Source organism: Halopenitus salinus (genome assembly GCF_055397165.1).
This window is the reverse complement of record NZ_AP043853.1, coordinates 678,238-700,655: the sequence shown is the minus strand read 5'-3', so window position 1 is coordinate 700,655 and position 22,418 is coordinate 678,238. Positions and strand designations below refer to the sequence as shown.

The 22,418-nt window shown below is 67.7% G+C and carries 24 protein-coding genes; 16 read left to right on the top strand and 8 right to left on the bottom strand.

The annotated features are described in order from the left end of the window. The first annotated feature begins 37 nt into the window (after positions 1 to 37). The 7 genes from ACZ5YD_RS05305 (at position 38) to ACZ5YD_RS05275 (ending at position 9,216) form a co-directional block, all read left to right on the top strand. Positions 38 to 1,270, top strand: a complete 1,233-nt coding sequence (locus ACZ5YD_RS05305) for a mandelate racemase/muconate lactonizing enzyme family protein (RefSeq protein WP_379744711.1) — start codon at positions 38 to 40, stop codon at positions 1,268 to 1,270. An 82-nt stretch (positions 1,271 to 1,352) separates the two neighbouring features. After that, positions 1,353 to 3,008 (top strand): thiamine pyrophosphate-binding protein, encoded by a 1,656-nt coding sequence (locus ACZ5YD_RS05300; RefSeq protein WP_379744714.1) that lies wholly within the window; start codon positions 1,353 to 1,355, stop codon positions 3,006 to 3,008. Between the two features lie 335 nt (positions 3,009 to 3,343). Continuing rightward, a complete protein-coding gene (locus ACZ5YD_RS05295) occupies positions 3,344 to 3,721 on the top strand; it encodes a VOC family protein (RefSeq protein ID WP_379744717.1) in 378 nt (125 codons plus the stop codon). 622 nt (positions 3,722 to 4,343) lie between these two features. Further along, positions 4,344 to 5,039, top strand: a complete 696-nt coding sequence (locus ACZ5YD_RS05290) for a YqjF family protein (protein ID WP_379744721.1) — start codon at positions 4,344 to 4,346, stop codon at positions 5,037 to 5,039. A 118-nt stretch (positions 5,040 to 5,157) separates the two neighbouring features. Then, complete coding sequence (locus ACZ5YD_RS05285; RefSeq protein WP_379744724.1) at positions 5,158 to 6,564, top strand: FAD-binding oxidoreductase; 1,407 nt, start codon at positions 5,158 to 5,160, stop codon at positions 6,562 to 6,564. A gap of 93 nt (positions 6,565 to 6,657) precedes the next feature. Continuing rightward, a complete protein-coding gene (locus tag ACZ5YD_RS05280; protein WP_379744727.1) occupies positions 6,658 to 7,824 on the top strand; it encodes an enolase C-terminal domain-like protein in 1,167 nt (388 codons plus the stop codon). A gap of 75 nt (positions 7,825 to 7,899) precedes the next feature. Beyond that, positions 7,900 to 9,216 carry an aspartate aminotransferase family protein gene (locus ACZ5YD_RS05275; protein ID WP_379744730.1) on the top strand — a complete coding sequence of 439 codons (1,317 nt, stop codon included), beginning with the start codon at positions 7,900 to 7,902 and terminating at the stop codon, positions 9,214 to 9,216. Here ACZ5YD_RS05275 and ACZ5YD_RS05270 read toward each other — a convergent pair whose 3' ends face one another. Next, positions 9,217 to 10,002, bottom strand: coding sequence for an SDR family NAD(P)-dependent oxidoreductase (locus tag ACZ5YD_RS05270; RefSeq protein WP_379744733.1), 786 nt, complete (start codon positions 10,000 to 10,002; stop codon positions 9,217 to 9,219). It abuts the gene before it with no gap. Positions 10,003 to 10,096: 94 nt separating this feature from the next. Beyond that, complete coding sequence (locus ACZ5YD_RS05265; RefSeq protein WP_379744736.1) at positions 10,097 to 10,474, bottom strand: cupin domain-containing protein; 378 nt, start codon at positions 10,472 to 10,474, stop codon at positions 10,097 to 10,099. Between the two features lie 140 nt (positions 10,475 to 10,614). Between ACZ5YD_RS05265 and ACZ5YD_RS05260 the strand changes: the two genes are divergently transcribed. Further along, a complete protein-coding gene (locus ACZ5YD_RS05260; protein WP_379744739.1) occupies positions 10,615 to 10,740 on the top strand; it encodes a hypothetical protein in 126 nt (41 codons plus the stop codon). A 94-nt stretch (positions 10,741 to 10,834) separates the two neighbouring features. Next, a complete protein-coding gene (locus tag ACZ5YD_RS05255; protein WP_379744742.1) occupies positions 10,835 to 11,851 on the top strand; it encodes an NADP-dependent oxidoreductase in 1,017 nt (338 codons plus the stop codon). A gap of 85 nt (positions 11,852 to 11,936) precedes the next feature. Here the strand turns inward: ACZ5YD_RS05255 and ACZ5YD_RS05250 are convergent, their stop codons facing one another. Continuing rightward, the gene (locus ACZ5YD_RS05250) at positions 11,937 to 12,188 is read right to left on the bottom strand and encodes a HalOD1 output domain-containing protein (protein WP_379744745.1); all 252 of its coding nucleotides are present in this window, start codon (positions 12,186 to 12,188) and stop codon (positions 11,937 to 11,939) included. Between the two features lie 271 nt (positions 12,189 to 12,459). On the opposite strand from ACZ5YD_RS05250, the gene ACZ5YD_RS05245 reads away from it, so the two are divergent. From ACZ5YD_RS05245 to ACZ5YD_RS05230, 4 genes are all read left to right on the top strand, one after another. Further along, positions 12,460 to 13,632: a tubulin/FtsZ family protein gene (locus ACZ5YD_RS05245; protein WP_379744748.1), complete on the top strand. Its 1,173-nt coding sequence runs from the start codon at positions 12,460 to 12,462 to the stop codon at positions 13,630 to 13,632. A 39-nt stretch (positions 13,633 to 13,671) separates the two neighbouring features. Next, positions 13,672 to 15,243: a tubulin/FtsZ family protein gene (locus ACZ5YD_RS05240; RefSeq protein ID WP_379801136.1), complete on the top strand. Its 1,572-nt coding sequence runs from the start codon at positions 13,672 to 13,674 to the stop codon at positions 15,241 to 15,243. Positions 15,244 to 15,284: 41 nt separating this feature from the next. Further along, a complete protein-coding gene (locus ACZ5YD_RS05235) occupies positions 15,285 to 15,689 on the top strand; it encodes a methylglyoxal synthase (RefSeq protein ID WP_379801134.1) in 405 nt (134 codons plus the stop codon). 65 nt (positions 15,690 to 15,754) lie between these two features. Beyond that, entirely contained in the window at positions 15,755 to 15,937 is a 183-nt protein-coding gene (locus ACZ5YD_RS05230) for a hypothetical protein (RefSeq protein WP_379744757.1), read from the top strand. A gap of 79 nt (positions 15,938 to 16,016) precedes the next feature. Here ACZ5YD_RS05230 and ACZ5YD_RS05225 read toward each other — a convergent pair whose 3' ends face one another. From ACZ5YD_RS05225 to ACZ5YD_RS05210, 4 genes are all read right to left on the bottom strand, one after another. After that, complete coding sequence (locus ACZ5YD_RS05225; RefSeq protein WP_379744760.1) at positions 16,017 to 17,051, bottom strand: presenilin family intramembrane aspartyl protease PSH; 1,035 nt, start codon at positions 17,049 to 17,051, stop codon at positions 16,017 to 16,019. Further along, a complete protein-coding gene (locus ACZ5YD_RS05220) occupies positions 17,048 to 17,278 on the bottom strand; it encodes an H/ACA ribonucleoprotein complex subunit GAR1 (protein WP_379744763.1) in 231 nt (76 codons plus the stop codon). The genes ACZ5YD_RS05225 and ACZ5YD_RS05220 overlap by 4 nt, the downstream gene beginning before the upstream one ends. Beyond that, positions 17,275 to 17,559, bottom strand: a complete 285-nt coding sequence (srp19, locus tag ACZ5YD_RS05215) for a signal recognition particle subunit SRP19 (RefSeq protein WP_379744766.1) — start codon at positions 17,557 to 17,559, stop codon at positions 17,275 to 17,277. The genes ACZ5YD_RS05220 and srp19 overlap by 4 nt, the downstream gene beginning before the upstream one ends. 204 nt (positions 17,560 to 17,763) lie before the next feature. Then, positions 17,764 to 17,934 carry a hypothetical protein gene (locus tag ACZ5YD_RS05210; protein ID WP_379744768.1) on the bottom strand — a complete coding sequence of 57 codons (171 nt, stop codon included), beginning with the start codon at positions 17,932 to 17,934 and terminating at the stop codon, positions 17,764 to 17,766. A 305-nt stretch (positions 17,935 to 18,239) separates the two neighbouring features. Between ACZ5YD_RS05210 and ACZ5YD_RS05205 the strand changes: the two genes are divergently transcribed. Next, entirely contained in the window at positions 18,240 to 18,770 is a 531-nt protein-coding gene (locus ACZ5YD_RS05205) for a DUF8173 domain-containing protein (protein ID WP_379744771.1), read from the top strand. 3 nt (positions 18,771 to 18,773) lie between these two features. Here ACZ5YD_RS05205 and ACZ5YD_RS05200 read toward each other — a convergent pair whose 3' ends face one another. After that, on the bottom strand, positions 18,774 to 19,877 hold the full coding sequence (locus ACZ5YD_RS05200) for a PGF-CTERM-anchored ABC transporter substrate-binding protein (RefSeq protein WP_379744774.1): 1,104 nt from the start codon (positions 19,875 to 19,877) through the stop codon (positions 18,774 to 18,776). Positions 19,878 to 19,938: 61 nt separating this feature from the next. On the opposite strand from ACZ5YD_RS05200, the gene btuC reads away from it, so the two are divergent. Continuing rightward, positions 19,939 to 21,042, top strand: coding sequence for a vitamin B12 ABC transporter permease BtuC (gene btuC, locus ACZ5YD_RS05195; RefSeq protein ID WP_379744777.1), 1,104 nt, complete (start codon positions 19,939 to 19,941; stop codon positions 21,040 to 21,042). Positions 21,043 to 21,098: 56 nt separating this feature from the next. Next, positions 21,099 to 22,415: a heme ABC transporter ATP-binding protein gene (locus ACZ5YD_RS05190; protein ID WP_379745600.1), complete on the top strand. Its 1,317-nt coding sequence runs from the start codon at positions 21,099 to 21,101 to the stop codon at positions 22,413 to 22,415. Positions 22,416 to 22,418 lie beyond the last annotated feature (3 nt).

The following is a 22,418-nucleotide window of genomic DNA, read 5'->3' as shown; positions in this document are numbered from 1 at the left end:
GCGTTTAATGCATGTGGCATCACAACGCGTCTCACGCATGTACGAGGACTTCGCGAGGAAACTCGCAACGACGATGTGGGGCGACTACGACGAGACGCCGGGGCGGACCACGGACACGCCGGCGATCACGGACCTCGACACCGTGGTGATCGACGGGAACTTCCCGTGGACGATCGTCACGATCGAGACCGACGCCGGCGTGCGGGGGATCGGCGAGGCCTATCCGGCACCGGGCGTCCACGAGATCATCACGGACTACCTCCGTCCGGTGCTCGTCGACGAGAACCCCCTCGACGTCGAGCGGCTCTATCACCTGATGCGCGAGAGCCTCTCGGGACGCGGATCCCAACAGGGGATCGCGACGATCGCGATAAGCGGGGTCGAGCTGGCGCTTTGGGACGTCGCCGGCAAGGTGCTCGACCAGCCAGTCTACCAGCTCCTCGGCGGGAAGATGCGCGAGGAGATCCGCATCTACGCGGACTGCCACGCCGGCGAGTCCATGATCGATGCGGCCCTGGAGGGACAGTCGCGGGAGACCTACCGGCCCGAGGCCTACGCCGAGGAGGCGCGCGAGGCGGTCACGGAGGGGTACGACCTGATCAAGTTCGACCTCGACGTCCCCTCGGGACGCGAGATCCAGACGGAGGCGAGACACCTCACCGACCCCGAGATCGAACACAAGCGTCGGCTCGTCGAGGCGGTCGCGGAGGCGGTCGGCGACGAGGCGGAGTACGCCTTCGACCTCCACTGGAACTTCGCCCCCGAGTCGGCGAGGCGTCTCTGTGAGGCCGTCGAGCCCTACGGTCCGATCTGGATCGAGGACCCCCTCCCGCCGGAGAACACGGAGGCTATGGCCCAGCTCTCGCGTGCGGTCGACGTGCCCATCCTGACCGGCGAGAACCGGTACGGCCGCCACGGGTTCCGCGACCTCCTCGAGGCCGGCGCGGTCGACTTCGTCGCCCCCGACGTCCCGAAGACCGGCGGGATCGCCGAATCGAAGAAGATCGGCGACCTCGCGGACACCCGCTATTGCGCGTTGACCCCGCACAACATCGGCAGCCCGGTCGCGACCATGGCGGGCGTCCACGTCGGCGCCTCCGTTCCGAACTTCCTCGCCCTCGAGTTCCACGCCCGCGAGGTCCCCTGGTGGGACGACCTCGTCGTCGGCGAGGAGCCCCTCATTCAGGACGGCCGGATCGCGGTCCCCGACGATCCGGGACTCGGGATCGAACTCGACTGGGACGTCGTCGAGGAACACCGCAAGCGGTGAGGGCCGATCGGCGCGGGCGTCTCGGGCGGGGGTCGATACCACCAAAACGTTTTATCGATCTCGGGTGACCATTCACAGGTCAATGCGAAACGATCACGCGATAGTCGACTGTCTCACGGAACACGGGATCTCGACCGTCTTCGGGATCCCCGGCAAACAGACCCTGCCGTTGAACGAGGTGATAAGCGGTCGAGAGGACGTCCGGTTCGTGATGGCCCGCCACGAGACGAACGTCACCCATCAGGCGTGGGGATACGCGGAGTCGAGCGGCGAGATGGCCGCCACGGTCGTCATCCCCGGACCGGGCGACATGAACGCGATGAACGGGCTGAAGAACGCGCTCAACGACTGCACGCCGCTCGTGCACGTCGCCGTCGAGACGGAACCCGAGGTCCGCGGCGGCGACGGGATCCACGAGACGCCGCCCGACACCTACGACAACGTCGTCAAGGAGAACGTGACGGTCGAGACGCCACAGAGCACGGTCGCGGAGCTCGATCGGGCGATCACGATCGCGAAAACGCCGCCGAAGGGGCCGGTCCGGGTCGGGATCCCGAAGAACTTCGTTCCGATGGCGGTAGAACAGGCCGAATCGGGCGAGACCGAGCCGGCCGAACCGCCCCGTCCACCGGCGTCGGCGGTCGGACGGGCCGCGGATAGCCTCGCAGCAGCCGACTCCCCGGCGATCATCGCGGGAGGCGGCGTGCGTGCCGCCGAGGCGAGCTCCGAGCTGCGAACCCTCGCCGAGACGATCGATGCGCCGGTCGCGACGACCTACAAGGGGAAGGGGACGTTCCCCGAGGACCACCCCCTCTTTGCGGGCGCGCTCTGTGGCGCGACGAGTCCCGAACTGACGCGGTGTCTCGAGACGTCGGACGCCCTCCTCGCCGTCGGCTCCGACTTCGATGCCGTCTGGAGCAAACGCTGGTCGTACGACCTCCCCGCGGAGCTGATCCACGTCACCCTCCATCCGTCCGACGTCGGAACGGGCTACGACCCGAGCGTCGCCGTCGTCGCCGACGCGAAGCGGACGCTCGAGGCCGTCAACGCGGAACTGGGGGAGCGCTCCGAAGTCGGAGTGGACACGTCGGCGTCCGGATCCGGTCGCTCCCGCGCCCGGGACGTTCGAAACGCCGAGGCCGAACGAACGGCCGAGCTCCGCGCGGTCACGGAGCCCCCGCTTTCGAGCGTGAGCGCGCTCGCCGCCATCCGGGAGGGGCTGCCCCGTGAGACGATCGTCGCCGCCGACGCCGGCGGCTCGCGCGTCTGGACGGTCATGACCTTCCCGGCCTACGACCCGCGCGATTACGTCAATCCGGGCTCCTGGGCGTCGATGGGACTCGCGATCCCCGCCGCGGTCGGGGCCGCGATCGCCAATCCGGATCAGCCGGTTGCCGTCCTGATCGGGGAAGGGGGCTTGATGATGTGTCTCGAGGAGCTTCACACGATCGTCGCGGAGTCCCTCGACGTGACCGTGTTCGTGTTCAACAACGACGACTACGCGATCATCAGCGAGGAGGCCGAACGGAGCTACGAACTCGGTGCGAACGCCTACGGGTGGACCGACGCCCCGCTCGACTGTGCGGGGATCGCCGAGGGGATGGGCATGGACACGAGGCGGGCCGAGACGCCGGACGGGATTCGGGAGGCCGCACGCGAGTCGATCGGGAACGGTCCGACCCTCGTCGAGATTCCCACCGATCCGGACGAACCCCAGGCGGGCGAGTTCATGACGTGAGTGACTCGTTCTTCTGTCGGGAACGGACTGCGGATCGTTCGAGCCGGCTCGCCATCCGTGAGCCGTGAGCCGATATCGAGCAAAATAATTACTACTGTATGGTTGTAATGATATCCGACAGATCGACCGATCCGTGAGTGCCCCCGATACTCGAACGATCGGGAATGTGTTTCCGACGTGTCGGAATCCCGGTTTGAACCCGATATAGAGGCGTTACACGCCGATCAATGTTGTTCCCGAACGGAGAACCCCATCGGCGGGGAGCGACCAGCCGCAACCGTGCGGTCCTCGATCGGATCGCACACCTATTTATTCGTCCCCGACCGTTCGTCGGTATGGACGTGTTACACCCGGCGATGTGGGTCACGGACGCCGACGAGATGGAGGAGTTCTACGCGGAGGGTCTCGGTCTGGAGCGGACCCGCGAGTTCACCGGCGGGGACGGCGCGACGAACCGATTCCTCGGCGGCGAGGGCGACGCGGAGATCCAGTTCAAGTTCCACGAGGACGACGCCGAGGACGCGCCGACCGGCTTCGATCACGTCGGGATCGCCGTCGAGAGCGTCGACGAGACCATCGAGGTTCTGACCGAGGAGTTCGAAAGCGAGATCGTCCGCGGTCCGAAGACTCTCGAGGACAAGGGGCTCCGGATCGCGTTCCTCACCGACCCCGAGGGATACGTCGTCGAGGTCGTCGAGGAGCTCGAGGAGTAGATCGGGTCGACGCGGACTCCACGCTCGCGGCCGAGAACGATCGCACTGGAAAGCGACAGCTGAGGATCGAACGCACCCGAGTGAGACCGGACGCGTGAGACTGGCCAGGTGGGACTGATCACCTGATACTGGCCGCGTGAGCTTGGAAGCGATCGATTCGGACGTGACGGCCGATCACGCTCGCCGAGACATATACGATATCGTACTATACATACGAATTATCCGTTCGTTGATTCATTCGATCCGGCGGTGTTCCTGGATCGTTCGTGTCTTCGAACCGGCGGTCGTCCTCGCGGTCACGATGACTGTCCCCCGATCGACGTACCTGCTCTATCCACACCTCATCCGCAAATATCCGGGATATCGGCGATTTGTGCGTCGATCGTTCCGCTCAACGATTCGACTAACGCATGGATCGGGACTCGCGATCGGGGATCGGTTCGTCGACGACGATCGGGCGTCTTCGCCTTCCTCCTCGAGTGAAGTACGGACCGGATCTCGACGTGTTTTCGTCGAATTCTAAGAAATAAACTATGTATCGCAATATGATTTTAGGCGACCCTTCGAGCGACGCGTTCGGAACGCCCAAAGGCGTTTTGGGCGGAGACAACGGAGGGATCGCATGGTCGTTCCCCTGGAGATGGGCTGGCGGCGTCTGTTGTTCGAGAACTGGCCGGTCGATCCCGTGACGCTGGACGCGCGGCTTCCGGAGCCGCTCGAGCCGGACGTCCACGACGGGTCCGCGTGGATCTCGATCGTCCCGTTCACCAACGTCGCCGTTCGTCCGAAGGGGGTTCCCGAACCGTTCGGGATCCGGCTGCCGGAGCTCAACGTCCGAACGTACGTCACCCGCGACGACGTCCCGAGCGTCTACTTCTTCAGCCTCGACGCACAGGGGATCGCGAGCGTACTCGGCGCCCGAATCTTTCAGCACCTGCCGTACTACTACGCCCGGATATCCCTGGAGTGGCGGGACGGACGAGTGCGGTTTCGCTCGCGTCGTCGACATCCGGGCGCACGCCCCGCCCGCTATGCGGCGACCTACCGGCCGACCGGCGAGCCGTTTCGGGCGCCGGAGGACCCGATGGCGGAGTTCCTCCTCGAGCGGTATCGGTTCTACACGCAGGATCAACGGGGGACGCTTCGGTACGCCAACGTCGACCACGAACCGTGGACGCTCTACCGGGCCGACGCCGAGGTCGACGTGAACACGCTGTGGTCGGCCCACGGGTTCGAGCGACCGGACGCCGATCCGGTGTGTTACTACGCCCCCGGCGTCGACGTCGTCGCCTCCCGAAGCAGGCGGGAATGGCGGTGAAGCCCGATGGAGCCGTTCGAGGCGACGTTCGGCGAGGAGTTCGAGGCGGCGTTCGAGGAGTTGGCGGCCGAAGCGAGCGCGTGATAACGCTTAACCCGGCACGACGGTTTCACCCGTCATGGAAAAGGCGGAGTACGACTGCGGGTTTCTCGAGGACGTCGTCGACGACGGGCGCGTGAGCTTCGAGGCGAGCCGCCGCGAGCAGTACGCCGGGGACGCGAGCCCCCACGAGCCCCGGACGCCCGACGCGGTGGTCTGGCCGACCGATTCCGAGGAGGTATCCCGGATCCTCGCGGCCGCGAACGAACGCGGGGTCCCCGTAACCCCGTGGTCCGCCGGATCGAGCCTGGAGGGCAACCCCATCCCGGTCGCGGGCGGGATCGTCCTCTCGACCTACGAGATGGAGTCGATCGAGGTGCGTGCGGACGACCTCCACGCCGTCGTCGGACCGGGCGTGGTCTACGACGACCTCAACGAGCGGCTGGCCCGCGACGGACTACGGTTCCCGCCGGGCATCTCCAGCGGCGATCTCGCCACGATCGGCGGGATGATCGCCAACAACGCGAGCGGGTTCAACGCCGTCCGCTACGGGGAGACGCGCGATCACGTCCGCCGTCTCGAGGTCGTGCTCCCGGACGGGCGGATCGTGGAGTGCGGCGGCGACGTCGTCAAGACGTCGGCGGGCTACAGTCTGAAGGACCTCTTCGTCGGCAGCGAGGGAACCCTCGGGGTGATCACGGAGGCGACCCTCGGCGTCGAGGGGATCCCCGAACACCGGCGGGCGGCGCTCGTCACGTTCCCGACGGAGCGCCACGCCAGCGAGGCCGTCGCGGAGGTGATCCGCTTCGGCGTCCGACCGGGCGCGATCGAGTACGTGAACGAGGGGACCGTCGAGATCATCGACGAGTACGCAGACGACCTCTCGTTGACCGCCGCGCCGACGCTGATCGTCGAGGTTCACGGGAACACCGCGGGCGTCGAGGAGGACGTCGAGTTCGTCCGCTCGATCTGTGAGGACAACGGGGCGACGAGCTGGGAGTCGGCCGCCGGCGACGAGCGCGAGGAGATCTGGCGTGCGCGCCGCGAGACCTACGACGCCGTCCGCAGCCATCGTCCCGGCGAGGAACCCGCCATCGTCGGCGACGTGGTCGTGCCGATATCGCGGTATCCGGACATCGTGGAGGCGGTCGAGACCGAAAGCGACGACCTCGACCTCTTTTGTCCGGCCGTCGGACACGCCGGCGACGGAAACCTCCACTACGCGCCGCTCGCGGACCTCGACGACTCGGACGCGGTCGAGCGGGCCCGCGAGTTGAACCGCCGGATCGTCAAGCGGGCGATCGACATGGGGGGAACCGCGACCGGCGAACACGGCGTCGGCATCGGGAAACGCAAGTTCATGGAGCGCGAGCACGGCGTCGCCGTCGACCTCATGTACGACATCAAGGAGTCCCTGGATCCGAACGGGATCATGAACCCCGGAAAGGTCCTTCCGGACGACGGGGACGTCACCGACGAGACGTAACGCGATTCCGATCGAACCTGATTCCGCTGTTCGTCTCCTCCGTGATGTGGAGCCGGAGTCGGATTTATCATGTTGGGTGTCGCCGATCATCACATGACACCGACGATCACGCGGATCGAGTCGACCGAGTTCGGCTACGAACTCGAGGATCGCGGCCCGTACCCCGATGGATTCGGGATGGGCTATCATCCGGGACGAACGACCGAGCGCCGTCTCTTCGGCGTTCGGGTCCACACGGACGTGGGGATCACGGGCGAGTACGTGGGCGGGAACTCGCCGGGGATGGCGGAGTTGAACATGGTCGCGGACTATCTCGTCGGCAAGAACCCGCTCGACCGCGAGAAGCACTGGTCGGAGATCAAACGCGCGCTGCGGAAGTACGACCGGATGGGGATCGGGCCGATCGACATCGCGCTGTGGGACTTTGCCGGCAAGTACTACGACGCCGCGATCCACGAGCTGCTCGGCACCTACCGAGAACGCATCCCCACCTACGCCTCGACGTACGGCGGGGATCGAAACGGCGGGCTCGACTCGCCGGAGGCGTATGCGGACTTCGCCGAGGAGTGTCTCGAGATGGGATACCCCGCCTTCAAGATCCACGTCTGGGGCGGCGAGTGGCGCGACACCGAGGAGGTGATCGACGTGGTCCACGCTGTGGGCGAGCGCGTCGGCGACGAGATGGACCTCATGTGCGATCCGGCATGCCACATCGAGACGTGGGGTGACGCGCTCGAGGTGGGAAAGGCGTGTGACGAACACGACTATTACTGGTACGAGGATCCCTACCGCGACGGCGGGATCTCCCAACACGCCCACCGAAAGCTCCGCCAGAAGCTCGACACGCCCATCCTCCAGACCGAACACGTCCGTGGACTGGAGCCGTTCACGGACTTCATCGCGAACGAGGCGACCGACTTCGTGCGTGCCGATCCCGAGTACGATGGCGGGATCACCGGCGCGATGAAGCGCGCCCGCGTGGCCGAGGGCTTCGGCCTCGACGTCGAGTATCACGCTCCCGGCCCCGCACAGCGGCAGTGCATCGCGGCGACGCGCAACACGAACTACTACGAGATGGCGTTGGTCCATCCGGAGGTCCCGAACACGACGCCGCCGGTCTACGCCGACGGCTACGACGATCAGCTGGAGTCGATCGACGACGAGGGGTACGTGGAGATCCCGGACGGCCCCGGCCTCGGCGTCGAGTACGACTGGGCGTTCATCGAGGACAACGAGACGGGAAGCCGCGTCTATGAGTGATACCGTGGTATCCCCGTCCGTGATCCGTGTGATCGAGGATCAACGTTTTGTGCACCCTCCGCGAACCGGTCAGTCATGACGAACTCCAACGCGGCAGATCTCGAGGCGGAGTACGAGCGGCGGACGCCGACCTCGAAGGAACACTTCGAGGAGGCGCGAACGTATCTTCCCGGCGGCGACACGCGCGAGGTGACCTACGTCGATCCGTATCCGACCTTCGTCGAGGAGGCGTCCGGGTGCACGCTGACGACGGCCGATGGGGAGGAGCTGCTCGACTTCCTGAACAACTACACCCAGTCGGTCCTCGGCCACGCACCGCCGACCGTGGTCGATGCGGTCACGGAGCGGTTCGCCCGCGGAAACGGACTCGCGGCGCCGACGACGGAGGCCACCGAGTTGGCACGCCGGATCGTCGAGCGCGTTCCCTCGGTCGAGACGGTCCGGTTCGCCAACTCCGGAACCGAGGCGACGATGAACGCCATCCGCGCCGCGATCGCCCACACGGGCAACGAGCACGTGCTCAAACTCGACGGCGCGTTCCACGGGACTCACGACACGGTGCTCGTCGGCGTCGAGGACGAGGGGCGAGAGAACCCCGGCGTCCCGACCACCGTCGAGGAGCGCGTCTCGACGGTCCCGTTCAACGACACGAAGGCGCTCGTGGAGGCGTTCGAACGACACGGCGACGACCTGGCCTGCTTCATCGTCGATCCGATCATGGGAAACGCCGGGATGATCCCCCCACGCGAGGGGTTCCTCGAGACCGCCCGCGATCTCACGGCGGACACCGACACGCTCCTGCTGTTCGACGAGGTGATGACCTTTCGCATGGACCCGGGCGGCGCCCAGGAGCGGTACGGGATCCGCCCGGATCTCACGGCGTTCGGGAAGTTCATCGGTGGCGGGCTTCCCGCGGGCGCCTTCGGCGGCCGCGAGGACGTGATGTCGGTGTTCGATCCCGCCACCGGGTCGGTCACCCACTCGGGGACGTTCAACGCAAACCCGGCGACGATGGTCGGGGGCGCCGCCACCCTCGACGCCCTCGACGGGAACGCGATCGAGCGGCTCAACGACCTCGGCGCGACGGCACGCGAGCGCCTCGAAGCCGTCTGTGCGGACGCGGAGGTACCCGCGCAGGTCACCGGCGACGCGTCGTTTCTCAACGTCCACTTCACCGACGACGAGGTGCGCGACGCGCGGACCGGAACGACCCACGAGGCGATCACGGAACGGTTCTCCCTCGCGATGCGGAACCGGGGCGTGTTCGTCGCCGATCGCGGGTTGGTGAACCTCTCGACGCCGATGGGCGAACCCGAGATCGACGCGCTCGTCGACGCGGTCGAGGGTGCCCTGGCGGATCTCTCGACCGCGGCCGCGTTCGATGGGGCCTGATCAGGGTCCGTGGCTGCCCCACGCGAAGGCCGTCCAGCCGCCGTCGGCGGTCAACACCTCGCCGGTGACGAAGTTGTCCCGGGAGGCGAGAAACAGCGCGCAGTTGGCCATCTCCTCGGTCGTGCCGAACCGCCCCATCGGCGTGCGGTTCTCGACCTCCTCTTGTGTGTAGTCCGCCGACTCCATCGTCTGATCGGTGATGGCCGTGCGGATGTACCCCGGCGCGAGCGCGTTGACGTGGATGCCGTGTTCGGCCCACTCGACCGCGAGGGTCCGCGTCAGGTTGTCGACGCCGCCCTTCGCGGCACAGTAGGGGCTGCGCCGGTGGAGGCCCATCGATCCCATCATGCTCGAGACGTTGACGATGGCGCCGCCGTCATCCTGGTCGATCATCTGGCGTCCGGCCGCCTGCGAGCCGAAGAAGACGCCGGAGAGGTCCACGTCGATGACCTGTCGCCAGTCCTCGGGCGCCATCTCCTCTGCGGGGCCGATGATCGTCATTCCCGCGTTGTTCACCATCACGTCGAGGCGGCCGAACTCCTCGACCGTCGCCTCGACCATGGCCGAAACGGAGTCCGGGTCGGTCACGTCACACTCGACCGGCAGCGTTTCGGCGCCGTCGACCGTCTCCGCGATCTCCTCGGCTGCCGCCTCGGCGCGCTCGTAGCTCCGCGAGTTCGTGACGACGTTCGCGCCCTCGCGCGCGAGTTCGGTCGCGATGGCCTTGCCGATCCCCTTGCTCGATCCCGTGACGATGGCCGTCTCTCCGTCGAATCGTCCGCTCATACGGGTTTTCGCTCGCGCGCACACCTAATAAGTCCCCCCATCGTCGTCGGTCGCCGGCGGCGCGCCGACGGTCTCGTCTAAGACGATCGATCGCCTACGCGTCCTCGTCCGCGGGACGCCCGTCGTCGGTCGCCGGCGGCGCGCCGACGATGAGCCAGACGTGTTCGCCCTCGGTGTCGTTGAGCACCTGTCGGTTCGTCTCGGGCGGGATGCGGACCGCGGAGCCCTCCGGCACGTCGATCAGATCGCCCTCGATCTTCATCCGACCGGGCCCCTCGAGGACGTAGTACAGCTCCTCCTGTTCGGTCTGGCGGTGGTAGCTCATCGCGTCGCCCGGCGAGAGGTACCACACCTTCGGTCGCATCTCCGTACAGCCGAGCTCCGAGACGAGATCGACGTGGTCCGTCCCCGAGCTCGCCGAGGGAGTCGGTTCCACGTCGTGAACCTGGACCATGCTGTAGTCGTCGGACATGTCCCCGACTCCGTCGTCCTCGCGTAAAAAGGTGCGCCGTTCGGCGTTGGCGTCCCGGACCGGTAGAAGTCGCCGTAGGTCGCTCCTACCGGATTCGAAGTCGGGACATACCTATCCGTGGAGACGTCCCTTCTCCGTCCATGAGCACCCCTGTTGCGGACCGAGAGAGTCTGGAAACGCACCTGTTGAAAGCCCTCGAGAACACGAAGGATCCGGAGGCGCGCTACCACATCCGCGAGTCGCTCCAGAAGCTCCAGATCGAATAGGACGGCGACGAGAGGCGCCGAAAACGCCGACCTCTCGATCGAATCAACGTCGATCGGTCCAAAGGCTATTGGGCGGCGGCGGGAAAGGCCAGCCATGGCCGACACGTCCCGCGAGTGGCGTCTCGCGAAGCGACCCCACGGCGAACCGGAGCTGGACTGTTTCGAACTGCACGAACGCGACGTCCCGGTGCCCGAGCGAGGTGAGGTCCTGATCCGCGTGCGATACCTCTCCGTCGATCCGTACATGCGCGGGCGGATGCGGGACAGCGAGTCCTACGCGGACCCGTGGGCGGTCGGCGACCCGCTGCGCGGCGGCGTGGTCGGCGAGGTCGCCGCGAGCGAGAGCGACCGATACGACGTCGGCGACCTGGTCTCCGGGAGGGGAACCTGGGCCGACTACACCGTTCTCGACGCCGCGGACGTCACGGCCGTCGATCCCGACATCGCCGACCTCCCGGCGTATCTCGGAACGCTTGGAATGCCGGGACGGACGGCCTATTTCGGCCTGCTCGAGGTCGGGGAGCCGAAGCCCGGCGACACGGTCGTCGTCTCGGGCGCCGCCGGCGCGGTCGGATCGACCGTCGGCCAGATCGCGAAGCTGAACGGGTGTCGCGTCGTCGGGTTCGCCGGGTCCCGAGAGAAGACCGCGTGGCTGACCGAGGACCTCGGCTTCGACGCCGCGATCGACTACCGGGCCAGGGAGGACTACGCCGCGGCGCTCGAGGAGGCGGCGCCCGGCGGCGTCGACGTCTACTTCGACAACGTCGGCGGTCCGATCACGGACGCGGTGTTCACGAAGCTCAACCGCGACGCACGCGTCGCCGTGTGCGGCCAGATCGCCCACTACAACGACGAGGAGGTCCCGACCGGTCCGCGAAAGCTCCCGTCGCTCATCGCCACCCGCGCCAGGGTCGAGGGACTTTTGGTTCGCGACTTCGCGACGCGACACGACGAGGCCAACGACCGGCTCGCACGGTGGGTCGACGACGGCGACATCGTCCATCGCGAGACGATCGTCGAGGGGCTCGAGAACGCGCCGGACGCCTTCCTCGGACTCTTCGCCGGCGACAACGTCGGCAAGCAGGTCGTCGAGGTCTCGACGCCGCCGTGACGATCACGGCAGGCAGGTCGCAAGGAACCCGACGATCCGGTCGAGCCGCTCGTCGATCCGATCGGCGCCGTTTCGAATCGGACGTTCAGGGAGGTCCGACGACGGGGTTCTCGATCGATCCGTCCTCGAGTTCGATCCTCCCGTCGCCGTCGACGGTGACCTCGTGTCCCGCGTACTGGAAGGCGACCTCGCCGTCCGACATCGACTCGACGACCGCGTTCAGCGCGTCCGGATCGACGGCGTCGTACAGTACCGGGAGATCCAGAACGTCCCTGTCGGTCGTCTCAGCCACTCGTCGGATGACGCGTTCGGAGACTGACCGGTTCGTCCGCGGCATAACCGATCCAGGTCGGGTTGTGTCTTAAACCTACGTCAGACAACCACCGCTTCACCGTTTGGTCGGATAACCACCGCATCGCCGTTTGGTGGGATCGCGACGGCGTGAGCATCCGATCACGCTCGACTCGGGTCACCAGGACGTCTGACACAGGTTAATATGCGTCGACATACAGGGTTCAACCAACGATGCTTCGAGCGACCCACGAGCGAGTCGACCGCCCCGACCGACGAGACCGGCCCTCCAACCGGACGATCCGGGGGATCCGGCGATGAAGCTCGCGACGATCGGCGTCGGAAACGCCGGCAGCAAGCTCATCGACCGGATGATCGAGTTCGAGCGCGACACCGGCCGAAACCTCTGTCGACACGCGCTCGTGATCAACACGGCCCGGACCGACCTGGCGAAGCCCCAACACGTGCCCGAGGACCGCCGCGTCCTGATCGGCGACACCCATCGGAAGGCGCGCGGCCACGGCGTCGGCGGCGACGCGGAGGTCGGCGCCGAGGTCGCAAAGACCGACATCGACGAGATACGTCGGGTGTTCGACGACGTCGAGATCCACGAGGTCGACGCGATCCTCGTGGCCGCGGGGCTCGGCGGCGGCACCGGCAGCGGGGCCGCCCCGGTCGTCATCGACGAGCTTCAAAAGATGTACGACGAGCCGGTCTACGGGCTCGGCGTGCTCCCCGGCAAGTACGAGGGCGGCCGACCGGCGCTCAACGCCGCCCGGTCGCTCCAGTCGTTCGTCACCAAGGTGGACAACTTCATCGCCTTCGACAACGACGCCTGGCGCTCGCGCGGTCAGACGATCGAACAGGGCTACGAGGAGATGAACGAGGAGCTGGCCACCAGGATCGTCACCCTGCTCGCGGCCGGCGAGGTCGACGACTCCGACGTCGGCGAGAACGCGATGGACTCGAGCGACATCATGCGGACCCTCGAGATCGGCGGCGTCTCCTCCATCGGCTACGCGTCCACGGAGCTGGCCACGCAGTCGGAGGGGCTGCTCTCGCGGTTCAACGAGGGCGAGGACCTCCAGGAGGACTCGACGGACGCGGCCAAGATCAAGGGGCTCGTCCGCCGGGCGGTCAACTCCCGGCTCACCGTCCCCTGTGAGGTCTCGAGCGCCGACCGCGCGCTGATCGTCTTCGCCGGTCCGCCGGCGGCCATCTCGCGAAAGGGCGTCGAGGCCGCCCGCGAGTGGCTCGAGAACGAGGCGGACACGGTCGACGTGCTCGCGGGCGACGACCCCCGGCGGAACTCCTCGACGCTCGCGGCGGTGGTGCTGCTCTCGAACGTGACCGAGACGCCGCGGATCGACGAGATACAGAACCAGGCCGTCGACGCACAGAACAAGATCCGCGAGCTCGACGCGGTCCGCGAGGAGGAGATCGAGTCGCTGATCACCGACGACGACAATGACCTGGACCCGATCGTCTAGCGTGCCGCTCGGGGGAGGGGGGACGTCGGGGGCGAACGAATGAAGCTCTCGCTTCTCGGCGTCGGCAACGCCGGGACCCGGATCGTCGACCGGCTCGTCGAGGCCGAAGCCGAGACGGGCCGCGAGTTCACCGAGGGAAACGTCCTCGCGTTCGACACCTCGACGGTCGCGTTCGAGGAGACGACGACCATACCGGAGGACCGTCGGGTGCTGATCGGCGACACCCATCCCGAAGTCACGGAGCACCACCCGAACGGGGACGCCGATAGCGATGCCGACGGCGATCACGCGGGCCCCCCTGCGGACGCGGACGCCGACGATTCCGCGTCCGTCGTCGATAGCGAGCGACCGGGCGTCGGCGGCGATCCGGACGTCGGCGCCGCGGTCGCGCGCGACGACCTCCCGGAGATCCGTCGCGCGCTCGACATGGTCGACGAGACGGAGGTCGACGCGACGCTGGTGGTCGCCGGGCTGGGCGGCGGCACCGGAAGCGGCGTTGGGAGCGTCCTCTTAGAGGAGCTTCAGTCGAGCTACGAGGAGCCGGTCTACGTCCTCGGCGTTCTGCCTGCCGAGACGGAATCGGACGAGCGCGCTCTGACCGCTGCCCGCGGAGTACGGACGATCGTGCCGCTCGCCGACGCCGTGATCCCGGTTGACAACGAGTCCTGGCGGGCGGGCGAGGCGCGGATCGACGACCGCTACGCGGCGATCAACGACGAGATCGCGACCCGGATCCTCGCGCTGTTCGCGGCCGGCGAGCTGGAGCCCGACAATCCCTCCGAGATGCGGATCGATCCGACGGACGTCAGCCGGACGCTCGGCGTCGGCGGCCTCGCCGCAATCGGGCACGCCACCATCGAGATCGATTCCGGCCCGAACGGGCTCATCGGGCGGCTGCTGGCGCTTTTGGGCCTCCGCGAGGACGACCCCGACACGACGACCGACGCCGCGACGATCAAGCGGCTCGTGCGCCGCGCCCTCGAGTCCAAGCTGACGATGCCGTGTGACGTCTCCTCCAGCGATCGCGTCTTGCTCATCCTCTCGGGGCCGCCGGCGAAGATCTCCCGGAAGGGCTTCGAGACCGGACGGTACCTCCTCGAGGACGAGACCGGGACGGTCGAGGTGCTCGCCGGGGACGAGCCGCTTTCACGTGCCGACTCGATCACGGCGACGGTGCTTTTCGCGAACGTCACCGACGTCCCGCGGGTCGAAGAACTGCAGCGCCGCGGTCTCGCGAGCCGTGAGGAGGCGACCACCTCGGCGTCCGCCGCCGCGAAGGAAGTCGCCGCCTCGGCGGCCGCGGATCGGACGGACTCGTCCGGATCGCCGCCCGACGATCGGGGCTTCGAGTTCGGCGAGAACGGCGACGGTTCCGATCGCGGCGTGGCCATCGAGGACGCCGACGGCGGGATGGCAACGAGCGTGTCCGACAGCGAGACGGCGCCGGCGGAGACCGGTGACGAGGCGGAGACTGGGGACGAGACGGAGACCGGTACCGAGACGGAGACTGGGGACGAGACGGAGACCGGTACCGAGACGGAGACTGGGGACGAGACGGAGACCGGTACCGAGACGGAGACCGGTACCGAGGCGGAGACCGATCGGGAGTGACGGCTCCGGCGGTTTCGAACGGCACTCGAGCCGAAACCTCGATGTCGCTCCGCGAGAACCGTCGAGGCGGGATGCGGATCGCACTCATCGCACACGACGACGAGAAGCCCGAGATGATCGCGTTCGCGAACGAACACGAGGAGATCCTCGCCGAACACGACCTCATCGCGACAGGAACAACGGGCGGCCGCCTGAACGACGAGACGGATCTCGAAGTGACGCCGCTCGAGTCCGGGCCGCTCGGGGGCGATCTGATGATCGGTTCGGCGGTCGCCAACGACGCCTGCGACGCCGTCTTCTTCTTTCGCGATCCGATGACCGCACAGCCCCACGAGCCGGACATCACGGCGCTGCTCCGGATCTGTGACGTTCGAGACGTCCCGCTCGCGACCAACCGATCGAGCGCGACGGCCCTCCTTTGTGGACTCGACGCCGCCGTCGAGTAGCTCGAGCGATCGAATCGCAACGCCGCGACCACCATCACTATGGGCACCACCGTCGATGTGCCCGCATGGACGACCGAACCAGACTCTACGTGTCGGGGTTCATCGCCGCGACCATCGCGTACGTCACCACCGTCCTGGCCTTCGCCGGCCGGTTCGCGATCTTCGAGTGGATCGCGTTCGTGATCGCCTTCCTCGTCGTCTTCGTCGGGTTCGATCGGTTCGTCGTCTGGCTCGAGTCCCAGGAGTGATGGGCGGTCGAGCCATCAAAACGGCTTCACGGGAGGAGGAGTTCACGGTCGGAGGGATCCGCGGTCACGGGGATCCTACTCAGAGGAATCCCGAGATGCCGAGCGCCTCGAGGATCGGAACGCCGGCGACGAGCGAGCCGAGGACGTACCCGCCGATCGCGCCGCCGTTCAAAAGCGGCAGGCCGGCGTGTGCGCGCCCGCGCATCACCCATCGGAGCAACACGAACAGCCCGGCGAAGATCCCGACCATCGCGAGGAGCGCCGGGAGGTTGAGCCCGACGATCGGAACCCCGAGATCGGGCGCCGGCGAGAAGGTCGCCGCGCTCGCGACCAGCACGGTCGGAATGACGGCGTCGCCGAGGCCGATGAAGAACGCATCGCGCTCGTCGTCGTTTTCGTGGTCTCCGTCGCCTTCGTCCGCGGCGCTTCCGTCGACGTCGTTCGAGCCGTCGACGTCGGCGGCACCGCTTTCGTCCCCGTTGTCGACTCCGTCCTCACTTCCGTCGCCGTCCTCACTCCCGTCACCGTCCTCGTCCGCCTCCGCGAGGAACGAGTAGGAGAGCGAGAGCGGGATCACGAGAACGACCGGGATCCGAAGGTCCATGACTCCCTCGGCGAGCGAGAGCATGTGCTCGGTCCCGTAGACGGAGATCGCATCGTAGACCGCGAGGAAGCCCAACAACACGAGCGCCGGGAGGATCCCGAAGGAGATGCCGAACAGGCCGGCCGCGCCGGCCCCCATCAGCACGCCCGCGGCGTCGATCACGTACCACTCCGGGTACACGAGGAGCGCGATCGACACGGCCGCGGAGGGAACGACGGCGAGGACCGGATCGAAGAGCGCGGAGAAGACGTACCACGCCAACAGCCCGGCCGTCCCGACGATCACGTACCGGACCGCTCGGTCCAGATCGTAGCGGAACGCGGCGAGCATGAACCCGGTCGCGACCAGGATGGCGGCGAAGTACGCGAGGCTGTTCGTCGGGTCCTGGGGGTCCTCGACCGGCTGGTAGCCGCTCTCGACGAACTCCGGGACGAGCGCGAGCGCCCCGAGCTGGACGATCAAGAAGAGGGCGGCGGCGAACGCGACGCCGCGGTACTCGCGGGGGATCATCGCGCGTAGAGCTTGCCCCCGAGGAGGTCGGCCAGCGTGACCCCGTCGTTCGGCGTCACCGCGACGTAGGGGCGGTCGACCGGGCCGAACACGTCGACCACGCGGCCCACGGTCGAGAGCGACTCGTCCACGACCGTCTCGCCGATCCCGGGCGGATCCTCGCCCGTCGATCCGCGAGCGATCGCGAGCCCCTGTGCCGTTCGCACGACGTCGCCGACGCGTTTCACGAGTCGTCCCTGAGGAGGCCGACGTAGGCAGCGACGGCCTGCACGAGGTCGTTCTTCGTCGTGTCCTCCGTGCCTCGCACGAGGACGCGCCCACGTGCTTCGTGTTCGCGGGAGTAGCTCGCGTCCCGTTCGATCACGGCGTCGTAGCCGACCTGCTGGACCGCCTCGGCGATCTCGTCGACGGTCGGATCCGGAAGCGCCTGATCGCCCGCGACGCGCCGACCCGCTGACCGAGACAGATCGGCGTCGAGATAGGCGGGATAGATGACGTTCTCGACCATACCGATCCGCCGTCCCCGGGCCGTAAGGTCGTTTCGACTGGCGGGAGCGCCCCCGACGTCGCTCTCGAGACGTCGTGGGACGTGCTCGCGGGACCGGCGCGGCGGTCGCCGATCACGCCGCCGCCCAATTGCACCGGCCCCCCATTGCACCGGCTCCCGGTCGGCGCCCTGCCCGCCGTTCAGCGTAGGGAGTATCGACGTCGCTCAGCGTACCGCATCAGCGATCCGGGAGAGATACGGGTTGATCCGATCGAAGGCGATCAGGTAGACCCCGATGAGGATCCCGATCAACCCCAGCGGAAACGCCCCGGTCACGGTGGCGATGAACACGATGAGTCCCACGATCCTGACGATCTTGGCCGTTCGCTCGTTCATACTTGTCCCCCGTGCGACAGACTCGCGTGATCGCAATTAAAAGTTGTCCGCAAGGTGGTGCGAGGCGGTGACGGCGCTCTCCTCGCTCTCTGACGTGAGACGGTTCCACGACCGGATTCCGTGGGAGTGACGACCCGTCACTCGCCCTACTCGTGATCTCCGGCCTTCGATCGGAGCCGTTCGATCGAAGACGTCGTTCGAACGGTCAACGATCGCGGATCCATTCACGGAACGATCGCTCGCGAGACGACGACAGGAGTTTGACCCTTCCAAAAACCTTAAACGGTCGCGGGATACCGTCGTGCATGAACCCTCCGCTCGCTGCGACCCTCGCGTTCGAACCGTCACTTTCGACCGTCCTCGTCCCCGAACTCGCCCAGGTGACACAGCCGGGAGCGCCACAACCGGGAGCGAACGTGTCGCTCATCGGGAGCGTCCTCGGATCCGTGCTCCTCACCGTGGTCATCGGCGGCGGACTGCTCGCGTTCGCGCCCGACTACGTCGATCGAACCACGGGACGGATCCTCGACGATCCGGGAGAAACCGTCCTCTACGGGCTCGGGATCGGCATTGTGCTGGTGATCGGCATGGTCGTGTTGTTCATCACCGTCTTCGGGATCGTTCTCGCGATCCCGTTGATCCTGGCTACGATCGTCGCGAGCGAGCTCGGATATCTCGCCGCCGGCAGGGCCGTCACCGACGAGTGGGGTCCCGCATTGCTCGTCGCGATGGGCGTGTCCGCGATCGTCGGTGCCGTCCCGATCCTCGGTGCGGTCGTCGGACTGGTTCTCAGTAGCTTCGGGATCGGGGCTGCGTACCTCGATCTCACTCGGTAGCCGTCACCGATCGAGCCGCCGCGAGAACAGCGCCGTCGCGACGATCGCGACCGCCGCGATGGCGATCCCGAACCCGGGTGTGTCGTCCGTGGTCGGATCCGAGGTCCCCTCCTCGGTTGCCGGCGCCGAGGTTCCTCCCTCGGTTGCCGTATCCGAGGTCGTTCCGTCCGGAGTCGCCTCGACGGTCGACCCCGAACTCGGAGCCGAATCCGCTCGCAGCTGCTCGGAGACGTTCTCCACCGTGTAGACCACGCTTCGCGGCGCGGGCTGGTTGACCCACTGGACGGGGACGTAGATCGTGTTGTTCTCGCGACCCGCGGTGGTGCTCGCGTAGGGTTCCTCGGCGTGAATATCCGAGTCCCGGTCCGTGATGAGGATGTACTCCGGGTCCATCTCTAAGACGACCTCCGCGCTCAACTGGGGGTAGCCTGTGTGGTTCTCGGCCGCGACGTTTCTGGCGCCGGCCGTGGTCAGCATCTCGTCGATGAAGGTGTCGCCGGCGGCGACGTAGCCGCTGCCGAGCGGATAGAGGATGGTGGGTCGCTCGTCGTCGTCGTCGACCGAGACCCGGGCCGTCTCCACGCTCTCGTTCATCCAGGCGTTCGTCTCGGCGGCCCCCTCGCAGTTGCCGGTGAGCCTGCCGATCGTCGTCGTCTTCGCCGCGACGTCCTCGATCGAGTGTGCACGCGGGAGGTGGAAGACGGGGAGGCCGGCATCGCGCATCCCCGCCAGCTGTTCCGTGTCGGTCGAGTTCGGGACCAACACGAGGTCGGGCTCGGTGCCGGCGACCTCCTCGATGCTCACCCCGAACTCCGAGGAGACGGGGGTCCGCTCGTCCGCACCCTCGAGGTAGGAGGCGTACCGCGTCACGCCGACGACCTGCGAGCGCCCGCCGATCTCCCACATGGTCTGGGCGGCCGAGGGATTCGTCGTCGTCACGCGCTCTGGGCGCTCCTCGAGGCGAAGCGTCTCGCCCGAGGCGTCGGTGAGTTCGACCGGGAACGCACAATCGCTCGCTCCTGACTCCGCGGCGGCGACCGGCGCGGCCGCCGCGGGGAGGAGCAACGTCGCGACGAGGACCACGGTCACCGCGGTTCGTGTTCGCATCATCCCTTCCTCACCGTCAGTCCAATAAATATTTAGCTACTGCAAGCCGGTTTGTGACACCGTGCGACGGACCCGAACCGCGACGTGGTGTCTGGGCCTGACGACGCTCCTGGCGGCCGTCGTGGCCGCGAGCGCGGCGCTCGGCCCGGTTCGGGTCCCCCCGACGGCGGTCGCGAAGGTGCTTTTGGACGCGCTCGTCGTTCCGGTCGGCGCGGAGTTCGGACTGCGGTCGATGCCCGGCCCGCTCTTCGTCCCGGCCGTCGAGCTGCGGTACGTCTCGCCCTTCTCCTATCCGGTCTCGGACCTCCACCGACAGATCGTCGTCGCGATCCGGCTGCCGCGGATCCTGCTCGCGGCGATCGTCGGGTTCGCGCTCGCGGCCGCCGGCACCGTGATGCAGGGGTTCTTCCGGAACCCCATGGCCGATCCATCGATCATCGGCGTCTCCTCGGGCGCCGCGGTCGGCGCGGTCGCGTTCATCGTGGCGCCGCTCGCGTTTCCGACGTGGCTCCGATGGCTCGGCCTTCAGGGGATGGCCTTTCTCGGCGCCCTCGTCGCTGCCTTCGGCGTGTACGCGATCGCAACGAGGAACGGACGGACGCCGGTTTCGACCCTGCTTTTGGCCGGCGTGGCCGTCCAGACGTTTCTCGGCGCCGTCATCTCCTACCTCCAGTTGCGGGCCGAAGAGAGCCTGCGCGAGGTCGTCGGCTGGCTGATGGGCCACCTCGCGGGCGCGAACTGGGCGGAGGTACACGTGACGCTTCTCGTCGTTCCCGTCCTGTTCGCGGTGCTTTTGGCCTACGCGCGCGATCTGAACGTCCTGCTTCTCGGCGAGGAGGAAGCGCGGGGGCTCGGGATCGAGGTCGAGCGGACGAAGCGCGTCCTGCTCGGCGTCTCCTCGCTCATCACCGCCGCGGGCGTGGCGGTCACCGGCGTGATCGGCTTCGTCGGCCTGATCGTCCCCCACATGCTTCGCCTCGTCGTCGGACCGGACCACCGGATCCTGCTTCCCACTGCGGCGCTCGCCGGCGCGTCGTTCCTGGTGATCGCCGATACGGCCGCCCGACTCGCCAGCGCGGAGCTGCCGGTCGGAGTGGTCACCGCGGCCGTCGGCGCGCCGTTCTTCCTGTTTCTGCTTCGGCGCCGGGAGGTGCACGATCTGTGAGCGGGCCCGAGGAGACCACGGGCGAGTCGGGCGACGCCGCGGGCGAATCACGAAACGTGGACTCCGACGTCGACGACGCCGTCGAGGACTCGCCTCCGGCGATCCGCGTTCGCGATCTGACCGTCTCGTTCGGCGATCTCACGGTGCTTTCGGGGGTGTCCCTCTCGGTGGACCGCGGGACGTTCCTCGGGCTCGTCGGCCCGAACGGGGCCGGAAAGACCACGCTCTTGCGGACGCTTCGCGGGACGCTGGCGCCGGACCGCGGAACGGTGACGCTCGGCGGCGACGACGTTGCCACGCTCTCCGCGAGCGCGATCGGCCGGCGGGTCGCATCGGTGCCCCAGGAGACCTCGCTCCCCTTCTCCTTCGGCGTCGAGCAGGTGGTCGAGATGGGTCGGACGCCCCACCTCTCGCGGTTCGATTCGATCGGTTCCGACGATCGCGAGGCGATCGAGCGGGCGATGGATCGAACCGACGTCTCTCGATTTCGAGAACGATCGATCGAGTCGGTTTCGGGAGGCGAGCGCCAGCGCGTGCTGCTCGCCCGCGCGCTCGCCCAGGAGACGTCCGTCCTCCTCCTCGACGAGCCAACCGGGAGCCTCGACATCAACCACGCGGTTCGGACCCTCGAACTGGTCCGCGAGCTGGTCGCGGACGGCAAGACGGTCGTGGCCGCGATCCACGACCTCAACCTCGCCGCGCGCTACTGCGACGAGCTCGCGCTGCTCTCCGACGGATCGATTCGTGCCGCCGGACCGCCCCGGCAGGTGCTCACTGCCTCGACGCTACGGGACGCCTTCGACGCCCGAACGCTCGTCACCGATCGACCGGGGACGGCGGCGCCGCTCGTCACCGCGCTCCCGGACGACGGAGAACCTCGGGAGGACGAGACACCCCCGCACGTCCACGTCGTCGGGACCGGATCCAGGGCCGCGACGGTCGTGCGCGCGATCGCACGGGAGGGATTCGAGGCGAGCGTCGGGGTCGTCCCCGCGGGCGACGCGGCCGCCGAGGCCGCCCGCGAGGTCGGAGCCGACCCGATCCTCGTGCCCGCGTTTTCGGAGATCAACGACGAGGCCGCCGGCGCCGCACGCGATCGCGCTGCCGAGGCCGACGCGCTCGTCGTCGTCGGGCTTCCGGCGACGGGAAACCGCTCCGTCGTCGAGTCGGTGCCCGAAACGAAACGCCTCGTTGTCGGCCGATCGGCGGTCGAGGGAGTGGAAGCCCCCACGACCGAGGCGGCTGCCGAAACCGGGGGAACGGACGGAACCACGGAAACAGCCGGAACCGCTGGAACTGCCGCGCTCGACGACGCGGCGGACGTGATCGCGAGGCTGGAGACGATGATCGATCGAACTCGCAGCGGTCGGTGAAGG

Bases quoted from the DNA above. Each gene is read 5' to 3' on its own strand.
- ACZ5YD_RS05305 (WP_379744711.1), top strand. From the start codon at position 38: ATGTACGAGGACTTCGCGAGGAAACTCGCAACGACGATGTGGGGCGAC.
- ACZ5YD_RS05300 (WP_379744714.1), top strand. From the start codon at position 1,353: ATGCGAAACGATCACGCGATAGTCGACTGTCTCACGGAACACGGGATC.
- ACZ5YD_RS05295 (WP_379744717.1), top strand. From the start codon at position 3,344: ATGGACGTGTTACACCCGGCGATGTGGGTCACGGACGCCGACGAGATG.
- ACZ5YD_RS05290 (WP_379744721.1), top strand. From the start codon at position 4,344: ATGGTCGTTCCCCTGGAGATGGGCTGGCGGCGTCTGTTGTTCGAGAAC.
- ACZ5YD_RS05285 (WP_379744724.1), top strand. From the start codon at position 5,158: ATGGAAAAGGCGGAGTACGACTGCGGGTTTCTCGAGGACGTCGTCGAC.
- ACZ5YD_RS05280 (WP_379744727.1), top strand. From the start codon at position 6,658: ATGACACCGACGATCACGCGGATCGAGTCGACCGAGTTCGGCTACGAA.
- ACZ5YD_RS05275 (WP_379744730.1), top strand. From the start codon at position 7,900: ATGACGAACTCCAACGCGGCAGATCTCGAGGCGGAGTACGAGCGGCGG.
- ACZ5YD_RS05270 (WP_379744733.1), bottom strand. From the start codon at position 10,002: ATGAGCGGACGATTCGACGGAGAGACGGCCATCGTCACGGGATCGAGC.
- ACZ5YD_RS05265 (WP_379744736.1), bottom strand. From the start codon at position 10,474: ATGTCCGACGACTACAGCATGGTCCAGGTTCACGACGTGGAACCGACT.
- ACZ5YD_RS05260 (WP_379744739.1), top strand. From the start codon at position 10,615: ATGAGCACCCCTGTTGCGGACCGAGAGAGTCTGGAAACGCACCTGTTG.
- ACZ5YD_RS05255 (WP_379744742.1), top strand. From the start codon at position 10,835: ATGGCCGACACGTCCCGCGAGTGGCGTCTCGCGAAGCGACCCCACGGC.
- ACZ5YD_RS05250 (WP_379744745.1), bottom strand. From the start codon at position 12,188: ATGCCGCGGACGAACCGGTCAGTCTCCGAACGCGTCATCCGACGAGTG.
- ACZ5YD_RS05245 (WP_379744748.1), top strand. From the start codon at position 12,460: ATGAAGCTCGCGACGATCGGCGTCGGAAACGCCGGCAGCAAGCTCATC.
- ACZ5YD_RS05240 (WP_379801136.1), top strand. From the start codon at position 13,672: ATGAAGCTCTCGCTTCTCGGCGTCGGCAACGCCGGGACCCGGATCGTC.
- ACZ5YD_RS05235 (WP_379801134.1), top strand. From the start codon at position 15,285: ATGTCGCTCCGCGAGAACCGTCGAGGCGGGATGCGGATCGCACTCATC.
- ACZ5YD_RS05230 (WP_379744757.1), top strand. From the start codon at position 15,755: ATGGACGACCGAACCAGACTCTACGTGTCGGGGTTCATCGCCGCGACC.
- ACZ5YD_RS05225 (WP_379744760.1), bottom strand. From the start codon at position 17,051: ATGATCCCCCGCGAGTACCGCGGCGTCGCGTTCGCCGCCGCCCTCTTC.
- srp19 (WP_379744766.1), bottom strand. From the start codon at position 17,559: ATGGTCGAGAACGTCATCTATCCCGCCTATCTCGACGCCGATCTGTCT.
- ACZ5YD_RS05210 (WP_379744768.1), bottom strand. From the start codon at position 17,934: ATGAACGAGCGAACGGCCAAGATCGTCAGGATCGTGGGACTCATCGTG.
- ACZ5YD_RS05205 (WP_379744771.1), top strand. From the start codon at position 18,240: ATGAACCCTCCGCTCGCTGCGACCCTCGCGTTCGAACCGTCACTTTCG.
- ACZ5YD_RS05200 (WP_379744774.1), bottom strand. From the start codon at position 19,877: ATGCGAACACGAACCGCGGTGACCGTGGTCCTCGTCGCGACGTTGCTC.